10 protein-coding genes and 1 tRNA gene are annotated in these 12,980 nt (G+C 52.0%); 5 read left to right on the forward strand and 6 right to left on the reverse strand.

Features of this window, described 5'->3' with window-relative positions:
* Window positions 1–38: 38 nt before the first annotated feature.
* A complete protein-coding gene (smc, locus tag B9Z46_RS00895; RefSeq protein WP_055361947.1) occupies window positions 39–3,566 on the reverse strand; it encodes a chromosome segregation protein SMC in 3,528 nt (1,175 codons plus the stop codon).
* Window positions 3,567–3,702: 136 nt separating this feature from the next.
* Between smc and dapC the strand changes: the two genes are divergently transcribed.
* Genes dapC through B9Z46_RS00920 form a run of 5 tightly spaced genes read left to right on the forward strand, consistent with a single transcriptional unit; the run spans window position 3,703 to window position 9,537 of the window.
* The gene (gene dapC / locus B9Z46_RS00900) at window positions 3,703–4,914 is read left to right on the forward strand and encodes a succinyldiaminopimelate transaminase (RefSeq protein ID WP_055360713.1); all 1,212 of its coding nucleotides are present in this window, start codon (window positions 3,703–3,705) and stop codon (window positions 4,912–4,914) included.
* Entirely contained in the window at window positions 4,911–6,083 is a 1,173-nt protein-coding gene (dapE, locus tag B9Z46_RS00905; protein ID WP_108254222.1) for a succinyl-diaminopimelate desuccinylase, read from the forward strand. Before dapC ends, dapE begins: the two co-directional genes overlap by 4 nt.
* A 12-nt stretch (window positions 6,084–6,095) precedes the next feature.
* Complete coding sequence (prmB, locus tag B9Z46_RS00910; RefSeq protein ID WP_108254223.1) at window positions 6,096–7,022, forward strand: 50S ribosomal protein L3 N(5)-glutamine methyltransferase; 927 nt, start codon at window positions 6,096–6,098, stop codon at window positions 7,020–7,022.
* Window positions 7,019–7,555: an N-acetyltransferase gene (locus B9Z46_RS00915; protein WP_055360710.1), complete on the forward strand. Its 537-nt coding sequence runs from the start codon at window positions 7,019–7,021 to the stop codon at window positions 7,553–7,555. The genes prmB and B9Z46_RS00915 overlap by 4 nt, the downstream gene beginning before the upstream one ends.
* A complete protein-coding gene (locus tag B9Z46_RS00920) occupies window positions 7,552–9,537 on the forward strand; it encodes an ABC-F family ATP-binding cassette domain-containing protein (RefSeq protein ID WP_055360709.1) in 1,986 nt (661 codons plus the stop codon). The genes B9Z46_RS00915 and B9Z46_RS00920 overlap by 4 nt, the downstream gene beginning before the upstream one ends.
* Before the next feature lie 106 nt (window positions 9,538–9,643).
* On the opposite strand, the gene B9Z46_RS00925 is transcribed toward B9Z46_RS00920, so the two are convergent.
* From B9Z46_RS00925 to pal, 5 genes are all read right to left on the reverse strand, one after another.
* Window positions 9,644–9,719, reverse strand: a tRNA-Lys gene (locus B9Z46_RS00925).
* A gap of 26 nt (window positions 9,720–9,745) precedes the next feature.
* Window positions 9,746–10,549 (reverse strand): ThiF family adenylyltransferase, encoded by an 804-nt coding sequence (locus B9Z46_RS00930; protein ID WP_108254799.1) that lies wholly within the window; start codon window positions 10,547–10,549, stop codon window positions 9,746–9,748.
* Window positions 10,550–10,562: 13 nt separating this feature from the next.
* Window positions 10,563–11,666 (reverse strand): YeeE/YedE family protein, encoded by a 1,104-nt coding sequence (locus tag B9Z46_RS00935; protein ID WP_055360707.1) that lies wholly within the window; start codon window positions 11,664–11,666, stop codon window positions 10,563–10,565.
* Window positions 11,667–11,669: 3 nt separating this feature from the next.
* Complete coding sequence (gene ybgF / locus B9Z46_RS00940; RefSeq protein ID WP_055360706.1) at window positions 11,670–12,443, reverse strand: tol-pal system protein YbgF; 774 nt, start codon at window positions 12,441–12,443, stop codon at window positions 11,670–11,672.
* 15 nt (window positions 12,444–12,458) lie between these two features.
* On the reverse strand, window positions 12,459–12,962 hold the full coding sequence (pal, locus tag B9Z46_RS00945; protein WP_055360705.1) for a peptidoglycan-associated lipoprotein Pal: 504 nt from the start codon (window positions 12,960–12,962) through the stop codon (window positions 12,459–12,461).
* Between the last annotated feature and the right edge of the window lie 18 nt (window positions 12,963–12,980).

Consider the following 12,980-nt stretch of genomic DNA (forward strand, 5'->3'; position numbering starts at 1 on the left):
GCGTAAGTGAAGGTTGAAACAGGTGCGCTCATTTCAATTCAAGTGAGCTCGGCCATCGAAACCGCAGCTTCCATGTCCACAGCCACGATGCGAGATACACCCTGCTCTTGCATCGTGACGCCAATGAGTTGCTCTGCCATTTCCATTGCGATCTTGTTGTGGCTAATGAACAAGAACTGTGTTTCCTTGCCCATGCTTTTCACCAGTTTGGCATAGCGCTCGGTGTTGGTATCGTCGAGTGGCGCGTCCACCTCGTCGAGCAAACAGAAAGGTGCTGGATTGAGCTGGAAAATGGCAAACACCAAGGCAATGGCTGTGAGGGCTTTTTCGCCACCCGACAACAAGTGAATGGTTTGGTTCTTTTTGCCAGGCGGCTGAGCCATCACCTGAACACCCGAGTCCAAAATTTCGTCACCCGTCATCACCAAGCGCGCGTTACCGCCCCCAAACAATTCAGGGAACATGCGGCCAAAGTGCTCATTCACAATTTTGAAGGTACCACCCAACAAGTCGCGTGTTTCAGCATCAATCTTCTTGATCGCGTCTTCCAAGGTGGTCATGGCTTCCGTCAAGTCAGCCGTTTGCGCATCTAAGAAGACTTTGCGTTCGCGCGCCGCAGTCAACTCGTCCAAAGCCGCCAAGTTCACAGCACCCAAAGCCGCGATTTCTCGGTTCAAACGGTCAATCTCAGACTGAAGGCCCGTCAATCGAACATTGCCTTCTTCAATCGATTTGGCCAAGGCTTCAAGATCAGCCTCTGCATCGACCAGCAACTGCGTGTATTGCTCCAAACCTAAGCGAGAGGCTTGCTCTTTCAATTGCAACTCAGTGATGCGTTGTCGCAAGGGGTCCAGTTCGCGCTCAAAACTCATACGACGCTCATCGCTGGCGCGCAACCTGGCAGTCAGGTCGTCGTATTCACTGCGTTTTGCACCCAAGACCTGCTCGCGCTCCATCTTCATGGCGAGGGCATTTTGCAGACCTGCTTGTGCAGCTGCATCGGTCAGGCGAGACAGTTCATCTTTCGCACGTTCTTGTTCAGCCGCTATGGATTGGATTTGTTGTGCGGCTGTTTCAAGTCCACGTTGCAACTCTGAACGACGCGCATCCAAGCTGCGCTGTGAAAACGTGGCTTCTTGCGCCAAACGCTCCAAGGTCCGTTGTTGTTCGCGGCACTCTGACAATTTGCGTTCGGCTTCAATGACACGTTCGTCCAATTGGGCGTGACGCTCCTGGCTGTCGGCCAATTGCATGTCGAGTTCTTCAAATCGTCCTTCCGCGGTCATGCGGCGTTCTTGCAAATCTTCAAGGCTCAAGTCGACCTCGGCCAAGTCGCTGGCAATTTGATCACTGCGTGCACGGGTTTGCTCAGCCCACTGGGACAAGCGCAAAGTTTCAACTTGGAGTTCGTACGCTTTAGATTGGGCTTCAGAAGCCTCTTGACGCACAGACACCAAACGTTGTGACGCATCTGAGTAAGAGGCTTCTGCGCGGACAGAAGCCGATCTGGTTTCCTCCGCAATCAGTGTTTGTGCACGCAATTGTTTTTCGAAATTTTCAATGTCTTGCGCACGGGCTAACAGACCAGCTTGTTCAGAATCTGGTGCGTAAAAACTGACACTGTGTTTGCCAACCGCATGACCCGCCTGAACCACAAAGCATTCGCTGCCTTGCAGTTGATCGCGCCAAGCCATGGCATCTTCCAAAGAAGGCGCCGTGAAACAACCTTGCAACCAATCCGTTAACAGTGCAGACAAACCTGCATCGGAGAGGCGCAACAAATCAGACAAGGGTCGGCAGGCTGAGGGCAAGCCTTTGCGAGCCACAGTGGCAGTGCCATTGGGAGGCGCATAAAAAGACAGCTTGGCAGGTGGGGCGTCTGAAGCAAAGGCCTTGACCATGTCGAGGCGAGAAACCTCAAGGGAAGACAAACGCTCACGAAGCGCAGACTCCATGGCATTTTCCCAGCCGGGCTCCATGTGGATCTTGCTCCACAAACCTTGCAAATTGTCCAAGCCATGCTTGTTCAACCAGGGCTTGAGCTTGCCGTCGGTTTTTACCTTTTCTTGCAAGGATTTAAGCGCCTCGATCTTGGCAGACAGATCGGCCAACTTGGCAGACTCATCGTTGACTGCTTGCTGCTTGTCACGACGTTCTTGGTCCAAGCGCGGTGTTTGTTCTTCGAGTTCCTGCAAGCGTGCACTGGACTCTTTGGCCAATTCTTCGGCTTGTCCCAATTGCGCTTGCAAATTCAGCAAGCGCTGTTCGTCAGGGGCGTCCAAGGCATTGCGATCAGCAACCAAGCGCTCACGGCGCATGGTCAGTTGGCGGGTTTGGTCTTCAATGTTGCGTTGATCTGCGGCCAACACTTGAATTTGCTGCTGGACTTGAACCACACTGCTGCGCTGTTCGTTGGCTTTGGCTTGCGCTTGGCGCAGAGCTTCTTCCAAATCTGGCAAGGCTTGGGCTTGCTCTTCGACTTGAGCGGCCAAAGTGAGGGTTTGATCTTCGGCTTGGAGGGCTTGCTCTGCCAAAGACTCCAACTCGGCTTGGGCTTGAACTTGACGGTCTGACCAATCGGCCGTTTGTTCTTGCAATTGCGCCATTCGCTGTTCAGCGCGCTGACGACCTTCCACCACAAATCGAATTTCGGCTTCCAAACGGCCGACTTCTGCGCTGGCCTCGTACAGCAAACCTTGAGCTTGATTGACTTGATCACCTGCGGCGTAATGCGCTTGACGAACTGTTTCCAGATCGGCTTCAACGTGCCGCAAATCGGCAATGCGGGCTTCTAAGTCAATGACAGCTTTGTCAACGTCGGCCTTGATTTTGACTTGATCAGATTCGGCATCTGCACGTTTGAAATACCACAGCTGCTGTTGCTTTAATGTGCTGTCGGACTTCAAGTCATTGAAGCGCTGCGCAACTTCAGCTTGCTTTTCCAACTTCTCAAGGTTGGCGTTGAGCTCCCGCAAGATGTCTTCAACACGCGTTAAATTCTCGCGCGTGTCAGACAATCGATTTTCAGTTTCGCGTCGACGCTCTTTGTATTTGGACACGCCAGCAGCCTCTTCCAAAAAGAGGCGCAACTCTTCAGGGCGAGACTCAATGATTCGGCTGATCGTGCCTTGGCCGATGATGGCGTAGGCGCGGGGTCCCAAGCCTGTCCCCAAAAACACGTCTTGAACGTCGCGGCGTCGAACAGGCTGGTTGTTGATGTAGTAACTGCTGTTGCCATCGCGCGTCAGCACACGTTTCACTGCAATTTCTGCAAACTGGCCCCACTGACCACCCGCACGGTGATCTGCATTGTCAAAGACCAACTCCACGCTGGCGCGGCTGGCTGCTTTACGGGTATTGGTGCCATTGAAGATCACGTCTTGCATGGACTCGCCACGCAACTCAGACGCTTTGGACTCGCCCAAAACCCAGCGGCATGCGTCCATGATGTTGGATTTGCCGCAACCATTAGGGCCAACAACTCCCACCAATTGGCCAGGCAGCACAAAATTGGTGGGTTCTGCGAAGGATTTGAATCCTGATAATTTGATGGAATTAAGGCGCACAGCAGTCAGAAATTGGGTCAAAAGGCACACCTTGTGCCTCAAGCCTCCATGTTAACCGACCCGAACCAAGGATCTGACGCAGATTTCCCCTCAAATTGGGGAGAAATTGACCACAACTATCCCGGATAATTGAGGAATGAATCCATTATTGGCCACCCTTCAGCCCTACCCCTTCGAGCGCCTCCGTCAGTTGTTTGCCGGTGTCACCCCCCCAACCAACCGCAGCCCCATCAGTTTGGGCATTGGTGAGCCCAAACATGCAACGCCCGAATTCATCAAAACAGCCCTGATTCAGTCCCTTGATACCGCCCTGTCTGGCTATCCCGCCACCTTGGGTGAGTTGCGCATGCGTGAAGCCTGTGCCCAATGGCTCAAGCGTCGTTATGCCATTGAAGTCAACCCAGCCACTCAAATTTTGCCGGTCAATGGCTCGCGAGAAGCCTTGTTTGCGTTGGCGCAAGCCGTGCTAGACCCCACCAAGCCGGGCGCGAAGGTGATCAGCCCCAACCCCTTCTACCAAATCTACGAAGGCGCGACGCTTTTAGGTGGTGCTGAACCGTTTTACGTGGCCAATGCGCCAGAAACCGACTTTTCAGCCAATTGGGACGCCGTGCCCGATGCCATTTGGGCCCAAACCCAGCTGGTATTTGTTTGCTCCCCAGGCAACCCCACAGGCAAGGTCATGCCGCTGGCAGAGTGGAAAAAACTGTTCGAGTTGAGCGAAAAATATGGCTTCGTCATTGCCTCCGACGAGTGCTACAGCGAAATCTATTTCCGTGATGAGCCGCCATTGGGTGGCTTGGAAGCTGCCAGCCAGTTGGGTTACAAAGAGTTCAAACGTCTGATTTCATTCACCAGCCTGTCCAAGCGAAGCAATGTGCCTGGCCTGCGAAGTGGATTTGTGGCAGGTGACGCAGCCATCATCAAAGACTTTTTGCTTTACCGCACTTACCACGGCTGCGCCATGAGTGGCGTGGTTCAAGCTGCCAGTGTGGCTGCTTGGAATGATGAAGCCCATGTGGTGGAGAACCGGAACATGTATCGCACCAAGTTTGCCCAAGTCACCCCGGTCTTGGCTGAGGTGATGGACGTTCAATTGCCCGACGCCAGTTTTTATTTATGGGCAGGTGTGCCATCTGCTTGGAACAACAGCGATACAGACTTTGCACGTGAACTCTATGCAGCAGAAAACGTCACTGTTTTACCCGGCAGCTACATTGGCAGAACTGCCAACGGCCTGAATCCCGGACAGGGACGTGTTCGCATGGCCCTGGTTGCTGAAACCGAGGAGTGCTTGGAAGCCGCCCACCGCATCGCACGCTTCATTCGCGCGGGGCGAACAGCATGAGCGCCACTTTGCGATTGGCAGAGCAATTGATTGCACTGCCCTCCGTCACACCAGAAGACGGCGGCTGCATTCCATTGATCAATTCACACCTTGAGCCTCTGGGTTTCAAATGCGAAGTGATCGATTTGGGTCCCGAGAATTTCCGCGTCAGAAACTTATGGGCCAAAAAAGCCGGTTCGTCGGGTCACACATTGGCCTTTGCGGGTCATACCGATGTGGTGCCTACTGGCCCACTGCAAAAGTGGACCAGCGACCCCTTCACCCCTACGCACCGCGATGGCAAATTATTTGGTCGTGGCGCCAGTGACATGAAAACCTCATTGGCTGCCATGGTGGTGGCCACACAAGAGTTTTATCAAGAATGCCCAGAACCTGCTTTGGGCATTGCATTCCTCCTGACCAGTGATGAAGAAGGCCCAGCTCTGGATGGCACTGTGCGCATTTGCGACATGTTGCAGCAGCGCCATGAAACGCCAGACTTTTGCATTGTGGGTGAACCCACTTCGGTCAAACAATCTGGCGACATGATCAAGAACGGGCGCCGGGGATCTCTCAGTGGCAAACTGATCGTCAAAGGCATTCAAGGTCACATTGCTTACCCGCAGTTGGCAGACAATCCCGTTCACCGTGCAGCACCCGCTTTGGCTGAATTGGCCAGCATGGTGTGGGATGAAGGGAACCAATTTTTTCCACCCACCAGCTGGCAAATCAGCAACGTACAAGCCGGCACTGGTGCCACCAATGTCATCCCGGGCGAAATGGTGATTGATTTCAATTTCCGCTTTTGTACCGAATCAACAGAGGCCACTTTGAAACAACGACTCACAGATGTCTTGATCAAGCATCAGTTGAAGTTTGAGATTGAGTGGACATTGGGCGGGCTGCCATTTCTCACCACACCAGGCACCTTGGTCAAAGCCGTACAAGAAGCCATTCTCGAGGTGACAGGTTTGAACACAGAGTTGTCCACAACGGGCGGCACCAGTGATGGTCGGTTCATTGCGCAAACCTGTCCTCAAGTGATTGAATTAGGCCCCCCCAATGCCACCATTCACAAGATTGACGAGCACGTGGCATTGGCTGACATTGAGCCTCTGAAAAACATTTACAAAAAAGTATTGCTGAACTTGAATCAGGCTTGCGCACGCCAACATGGCAAGACACCTTAAAACACGCACGTCATGGATTTAAAACAACTCATCCAAAACAGTGCCCAGCAATTAGAACAAGCCAAAGTGGCTTATGGTCACGGCACCTTGAATGCACAAGATGAAGCCACTTGGCTTGTGTTGTGGCAACTCCAATTGCCTTTAGACCTGGACTTGTCAGACGATACACAAGAACTGCAACAGCAAGTTGGCGCATTGAACCCCTCCCTCCATGTTCAAGACATTTCACAAGCGCATATTGCAGCTTGCCAAGCCCTCATTGAACAACGCATTCAAACACGCAAACCAGCGGCCTACCTCACCCGAGAAGCTTGGCTTCAAGGCATTCCTTTTTATGTGGATGAACGCAGCATTGTGCCGCGCAGTTTCATTGCAGAGCTGATTGCCGATGGCGCGTTTGATGGTTGGCTTTCGGAAAACTCGCATTCTTTTTTGGACCTCTGCACTGGCAACGGCAGCTTGGCCGTGTTGTGTGCCATGGCTTATCCAGATATTCAAGTCACTGGCGCTGACATTTCGTCAGAGGCATTGGCAGTGGCCAAAATCAATGTCGAAAAACACCAACTGACTCAACGCATTCAACTCATCGAGAGCGATGGCCTCAAAGGGCTCCAGCAAAAATTCGATTGCATCATTTGCAACCCGCCTTATGTTTGCGAAGCCAGCATGCAGGCTTTGCCTGACGAATACAAAGCAGAGCCACTGTTGGCATTGGCTGGTGGCTCTGACGGCATGGACTTTATTCGGCAGTTGCTGCAAGACTTGCCTCATCGCATGAACGACAAAGCCATCTTGGTTCTTGAAATCGGCAATGAAAGAGAACACTTCGAAACCGCATTTCCAAGACTTGAAGCCGTTTGGCTTGAGACGAGTGCCGGCGAAGACCAAGTCTTACTGCTGACCAAAGAAGCGATTGAAAAAGTATCCCCTTTGTCATGAGCGCGCAGTTAGACCCCTCTCATTTGTCGACACGCCTCATTGAATCAACGCAAGATTGGCAACAATTCGACAAGCTCTTGAGAACCTATGCTGCGACCGATTTGGACCAACCCCACCTCAGCAGCATTTGGAAGGACCTCGATGATCTACCAGCACGTTATGGCCCGCCGCATGGCGCAGCCTTCCTGCTGATCGCTCAGAGCAATACAGATCTGGAGGCAGAGGTCATTGGCTGCGGCGCACTCGCATCCACAAAAATGCAAGGTGCATGCGAAATCAAACGACTCTTCATTCAGCCAGCATTTCGGGGCCAAGGCGGCTCCAAGGTCTTAATTCGAGACCTTTTAGAAAAAGCCCAAGCCGAAGGCTATGATCAAGCGGTTCTCAGTACATGGCAAAGCAATTCAACGGGTTTGGCCCTGTACCAAGCTTTAGGCTTCTTGCCAGTCCCTTCTTTTAAATCACACCCTAATTCAGAATTGATCTTTCTCGGCCGCTCTTTGCGAGCAACCGACGCTCATACTTCTCCATGATTCAACTGAAAAATGTCACGCTGCGCCGTAGCGCCAAAGTGTTGCTCGATGCTGCCTCGGTCACCATCAATCCTGGTGAAAAAGTAGGCTTGGTCGGCCGCAATGGCGCAGGCAAGTCCACGCTATTTGCCCTCTTTAACGGCACCCTGCACGAGGACGGTGGCGACTTCTCCATGCCCAAGCAATGGCGATTGGCGCAAGTTGCTCAAAACATGCCAGAGACAGATGAAAGCGCAACGGATTTTGTTCTGGGTGGCGACACACGATTGGCCGAATTGCGAGCTGCGCTGCATGCAGCCGAACTTTCTGAGGATGGCATGGCCATGGCCCATGCGCACGTTGACCTGGCAGATGCTGGAGAGCACGATGCCGTGCCCAGAGCACAGTCATTGATCTTAGGTCTCGGTTTTCGATCGGCCGAATTGAACCAGGCCGTCAACAGTTTCTCTGGTGGCTGGCGCATGCGTCTGCAATTGGCCCGCGCTTTGATGTGCCCTTCTGACTTGCTGATTCTGGATGAACCCACCAACCACTTGGACTTAGATGCCTTGGTTTGGCTAGAAGCATGGCTAAAGCGGTACACAGGCACCATGATTGTGATCAGCCACGACAGAGAGTTTTTAGATGCGGTCACCGATGTCACCCTGCACATTGAACACGCTAAGTTAAATCGATACGGTGGTAACTACAGTGCCTTTGAAACACTGCGGTCTCAACAACTTGAACTTCAGCAAGCCTCATTTGCCAAGCAACAAGACAAGATTGCACATTTGCAAAAGTTCATTGACCGCTTCAAGGCCAAGGCCAGCAAAGCCAAGCAAGCACAGAGTCGCGTCAAAGCGCTTGAGCGCATGGAGAAAATTGCGCCGGTCTTGGCAGATGCAGATTTCACCTTTGAATTCAAAGAACCTCAAAACTTGCCCAACCCCATGCTGGCCATTTCAGATGCCAACTTGGGTTATTCGGTAGAGGGCCAAGACAAAGTCATTGTCAAACAAGTCAACAAGTCGGTGCTCGCTGGACAGCGTATCGGCATTTTGGGTGCCAACGGTCAGGGCAAGTCAACCTTGGTCAAAACCATTGCGCGAAGCATCAAGGCGCTGTCAGGCGAATTGACCGAAGGAAAAGGTTTGAACATCGGCTATTTTGCACAGCAAGAATTAGACGTCTTGCACCCAGCCGACAATCCGCTAGAGCACATGATCCGCTTGGTCAAAGAGCTGGGCAGCATTCCGGGTCAATCCTCACGTGAGCAAGACTTGCGTAATTTCTTGGGCACGTTCAACTTCACCGGCGACATGGTGAAGCAAAGTGTTGGCTCAATGAGCGGCGGTGAAAAAGCGCGTTTGGTTTTGGCCATGATTGTGTGGCAGCGTCCCAACTTACTCCTACTGGACGAACCAACCAACCACTTGGATTTGGCAACGCGCGAAGCTCTGTCCATGGCGCTCAATGAGTTTGAAGGCACGGTGATGCTGGTCAGTCACGACCGTGCCCTGCTACGCGCTGTGTGTGATGAGTTCTGGTTGGTGGGTCGAGGCGAAATCAAACCCTTTGACGGTGATCTTGATGATTACCAACGTTACTTGCTTGAAGAGTCTAAGCGTCTGCGCGAAGAAGCCAAGGCCAATGATGCAGCAGCTTTGTGGGTACCGGTTGCGCCCATCGAAGTGGCCGTCAAACCAACTGCGCCTTTTCAAAACAGAACAGCAGAGCAAAAAAAAGAGGATGCCTTGCTGCGTCAGCAGCGATCAGCACTGACCAAACCTCTGAAAAAATCCATTGAAAAAGCGGATGCTGAATTGATTCGACTTCAGACAGAAAAAACTGCGCTGGAAGAGAAATTAACGCAAGCCTTGTCACCAGCGGACATTGCCGAAACTGGCAAGCAATTGAAGACGGTCAACAATTCGTTGGAAGCCTTGGAGGCACAGTGGTTGGCATGGTCCGAAGAGCTTGAAAAACTCGAACAAAGCACATAAAGCCCTCACTTGCAAGGTGCATTGCGAGGTGCAAAAATACCTTGACCCAAGAAAAAACCCCACAAAGCGAAAGCCTTGCGGGGTTTTTGAAATGGACATGAGTAATTGGTGGGTCGGGCGAGATTCGAACTCGCGACCAACGGATTAAAAGTCCGCTGCTCTACCGACTGAGCTACCGACCCCCCTACTCAAGCCTTAAATTATAGCGTCATTTTTTGGGTTTTTCAAACCCTGTTGCAAGAAAATTCAATATCAATGATGCTGCCACCATACCAAAGCTAGCAGTAACCGTGACAACGGATCCGTAGCCATGACAATTCAAGCTGCCATCGCCTTCGATGTTGCATGAGGCATCAGGTGGCGCCACATTTTCTCGACTGAAAACACAATGGACCCCCATCTTTTTGCCATCCTTGGGCGCACCTTTTTCTTTGCGCAGACGGTAGCGCAATTGGGCCAACAAAGGATCGTGCGTGACCAACGATAGATCGCCCTGCTCTACACGATGAGCCTCTCGCTTGCCGCCTGCAGCCCCTAGAGTTACCAAAAACTTCTTGTGTCGAATGGCCCAGTCGGCCATGGTCACTTTGGCTTTCACTTGGTCACATGCATCGACAACAGCCATGATGGGTGATTGACAAGAGGGATCGGATTGAACTTGGTGCAAAATTTCAATCCAATTCTCAGGTGAAACAAAATCGTCCACCACATGAACACAACATTCAGGGTTGATTTGGGCAATGCGTGCCTTCATGGCCAAGACCTTGGCTTGGCCTACGCTGGATTCAAGTGCGTGAATCTGCCGATTGATGTTGGACTCTGCAATGTGGTCCATGTCCACCAAGGTCAACTCGGTTACACCACTTCTGGCCAAGGATTCTGCAACCCAGGAGCCAACCCCGCCAATGCCCACCACCATGACATGTGATTGCGCAACCCTGGCTGCGCCGCCAACACCATAAAGTCGGGTCATTCCGCCAAAGCGACGGTCATTGAGAGAGGCTTGCGTCATGAAATCTTGCGCGTCACGCTTGCTGCATGTCTCGCCAGAGTGCCGCATAGGCACCCAACAACATGCCCAAGCATGCAATCAGGCTTGCCAAACTGAAGGTGGACATGCCGCTTAAGCCTTGACCGATGGAGCATCCCATCGCCAGGACCGCGCCTACCCCCATCAAGCACCCACCACCAAGGTGCCTCAATAAATCAGCTTTGTTGACAAAGGCTTCCACCCTGAATGTGCCAGACCAGCGCGCACTGAAAAATGAACCCATGCAAATGCCAAGCACACTCACCATGCCCAAAGTGAGACGCTTGGTGCCATCGCTGAAATACAAGAGTGCATCCAAGTTCATTGCGACGGGTGCCGTCAGGCTGAGGGCTTCCATTTTTCGACTGGTGGTCGCCAAAAAGAATTCATCCAAGGTATCGGGATGTTCCAAGCCATGCCCCCATACGCCTGAAATGAACCATACCGCACAAATTACCAAGCCGACAGACAAACCAGTCCCTACATTGAAAGACGTCAAAAAGCTTCGATCTTTGAAAATCCAGAAGGACAGTAAGACGCTTCCAAACACAGCAGCCATGAATACGCCCGAGGCCAATTCAACTTGAAAAATGGATGAGAACCACTGGCCTGCAAAAACACCCTGCGTGGGCGCCCAAGTCAGTGCTTCTAAATAATGAACGCGCGGATAGGCCAACATGCCTTTCATTGCCACCAAGGCTGAAAGACCCATGGTGAGCAAAACAAGCAAAGACTTTAAATTGCCTGCACCCAAGCGTACCAAAGCCTTGGCGCCGCAACCCGAGGACAACACCATTCCCCAGCCAAACAGCAGGCCACCAAAGAGTGAGGAAAACCAATAAATGACGGGCGTTGCATAAACCGACTTGAGGGGCGAGATCAGCCCCGCCAACGACATAAACCCAAAACCCAACAATGCAACCACCAAGGCCAATGCCAGCTGACGCAAGCGGTCAAAATTTTGCATGACCACCGCGTCACTCACAGCGCCCATGGTGCAAAAGTGGGTGCGGTGCATCAAAGCACCCAAGAACACCGAGACGAGGCCCGTTGCGCCCAAGACCATCCACTGCAACTGTGCAAGTTGATCTTGGGTCATGCTTTAACGCAAACGTGCCAATCGGTCTTTGGCTGTTTGAGCAGCCTCAGACGTGGGGTACTGCTTGACCAAATCTTCCATGGCTTTTTTGGCGGCTTTGATGTCTTTCAGTTCCACCAAACAATTGGAAATGGCCAGCATGGCCTCAGGTGCGCGAGCGTGTTGCGGCGCGATGCTGAGCAGTTTTCTAAAATTGACAATGGACTCTTTGTAGTCCTTGGTTGCGTACTGCGCGTTGCCTAGCCAAAACAAAGTCGATGACGCGTAACCACTGGTGGGGTACTTGCGCAGAAAGGCCAACAAACTGTTTTGTGCCGCTGCAAAGTCACCTGTTCTGAACACAGCCAAAGACGCCTCAAACTCTCTCTTTTCTGCCGGGTCAGCCTGAAACTCCAAGCCATCCAACACAACTTTGACGGGTTCAAACTTACTGAGTCGCGTGTCGACAGTCTGCAACACATCTTTTTGTTTCAACTGAATCTCAGTTAACTCACGCAGCAATTGCTCGTTGGCACCTCGGAGTGCAGACTGTTCTGCTTTCAATGCCTCAATTTGATTTTGAAGTTCAAACAATGCTCTGCGCAACACAGCAATGTCTTCAGTTTGGGACTTCAAACCTTGCTGCGTGACATCCAGCTTTTGGCGCAAATCCAAAATGGCGCGACGCGCTTCATTGTCTTCAAACAAAGCCGCGTGGGCAATGAAACTGAAGCCCGCCAAGAGACCTACCAAACCCAATTGAATGGCGCGATAGAACACCGAGTGTTTCAGGGTCATGACTTCAGCTCAAGATCAGTATTTGATTTCAACGCGGCGGTTCTTGGCAAACGCTGCCTCGTCAGAGCCGCTGGCTGCTGGTTTTTCTTTGCCAAAACTCACAGCTTCAAGTTGTGCGTCACTGACACCCAACAAGGTTAAAGCGCGGCGAACTGTTTCGGCACGCTTTTGACCCAATGCCAAGTTGTATTCACGGCCACCGCGCTCATCGGTATGACCTTCCAGTTGCACTTTGAATTGCTTGTTGGCTTGCAAATGCGCAGCATTGCGCTCCAAGACGGCACGCGCTTCAGGCTTCAATGCAAAACTGTCGTAATCAAAATAAACCACATTGACGCCAGCGGGTGCAACTCCTTGTGTGCCAGCCTTGCCGCTCACGACAGCAGCGACGCTGCTTTGTGCACCGTCAGCACTAGAGGCGTTTTTGTCTTCAACGGGTACATCGCTTAATTTGACGCCTGAAGAACAAGCTGACAACACGGCGGTGAGCGCCAAAATCCAAAGACTGCGTTTGATCATGAAAAAACTCCAAAAAGA

This window comes from Limnohabitans sp. Hippo4 (genome assembly GCF_003063605.1).
Taxonomy (GTDB): domain Bacteria; phylum Pseudomonadota; class Gammaproteobacteria; order Burkholderiales; family Burkholderiaceae_C; genus Limnohabitans_A.

What these genes read in the sequence shown, in the direction of transcription:
- dapC (WP_055360713.1), top strand. Translation starts at nt 3,703, where the DNA reads ATGAATCCATTATTGGCCACCCTTCAGCCCTACCCCTTCGAGCGCCTC.
- dapE (WP_108254222.1), top strand. Translation starts at nt 4,911, where the DNA reads ATGAGCGCCACTTTGCGATTGGCAGAGCAATTGATTGCACTGCCCTCC.
- prmB (WP_108254223.1), top strand. Translation starts at nt 6,096, where the DNA reads ATGGATTTAAAACAACTCATCCAAAACAGTGCCCAGCAATTAGAACAA.
- B9Z46_RS00915 (WP_055360710.1), top strand. Translation starts at nt 7,019, where the DNA reads ATGAGCGCGCAGTTAGACCCCTCTCATTTGTCGACACGCCTCATTGAA.
- B9Z46_RS00920 (WP_055360709.1), top strand. Translation starts at nt 7,552, where the DNA reads ATGATTCAACTGAAAAATGTCACGCTGCGCCGTAGCGCCAAAGTGTTG.
- B9Z46_RS00930 (WP_108254799.1), bottom strand. Translation starts at nt 10,549, where the DNA reads ATGACGCAAGCCTCTCTCAATGACCGTCGCTTTGGCGGAATGACCCGA.
- B9Z46_RS00935 (WP_055360707.1), bottom strand. Translation starts at nt 11,666, where the DNA reads ATGACCCAAGATCAACTTGCACAGTTGCAGTGGATGGTCTTGGGCGCA.
- ybgF (WP_055360706.1), bottom strand. Translation starts at nt 12,443, where the DNA reads ATGACCCTGAAACACTCGGTGTTCTATCGCGCCATTCAATTGGGTTTG.
- pal (WP_055360705.1), bottom strand. Translation starts at nt 12,962, where the DNA reads ATGATCAAACGCAGTCTTTGGATTTTGGCGCTCACCGCCGTGTTGTCA.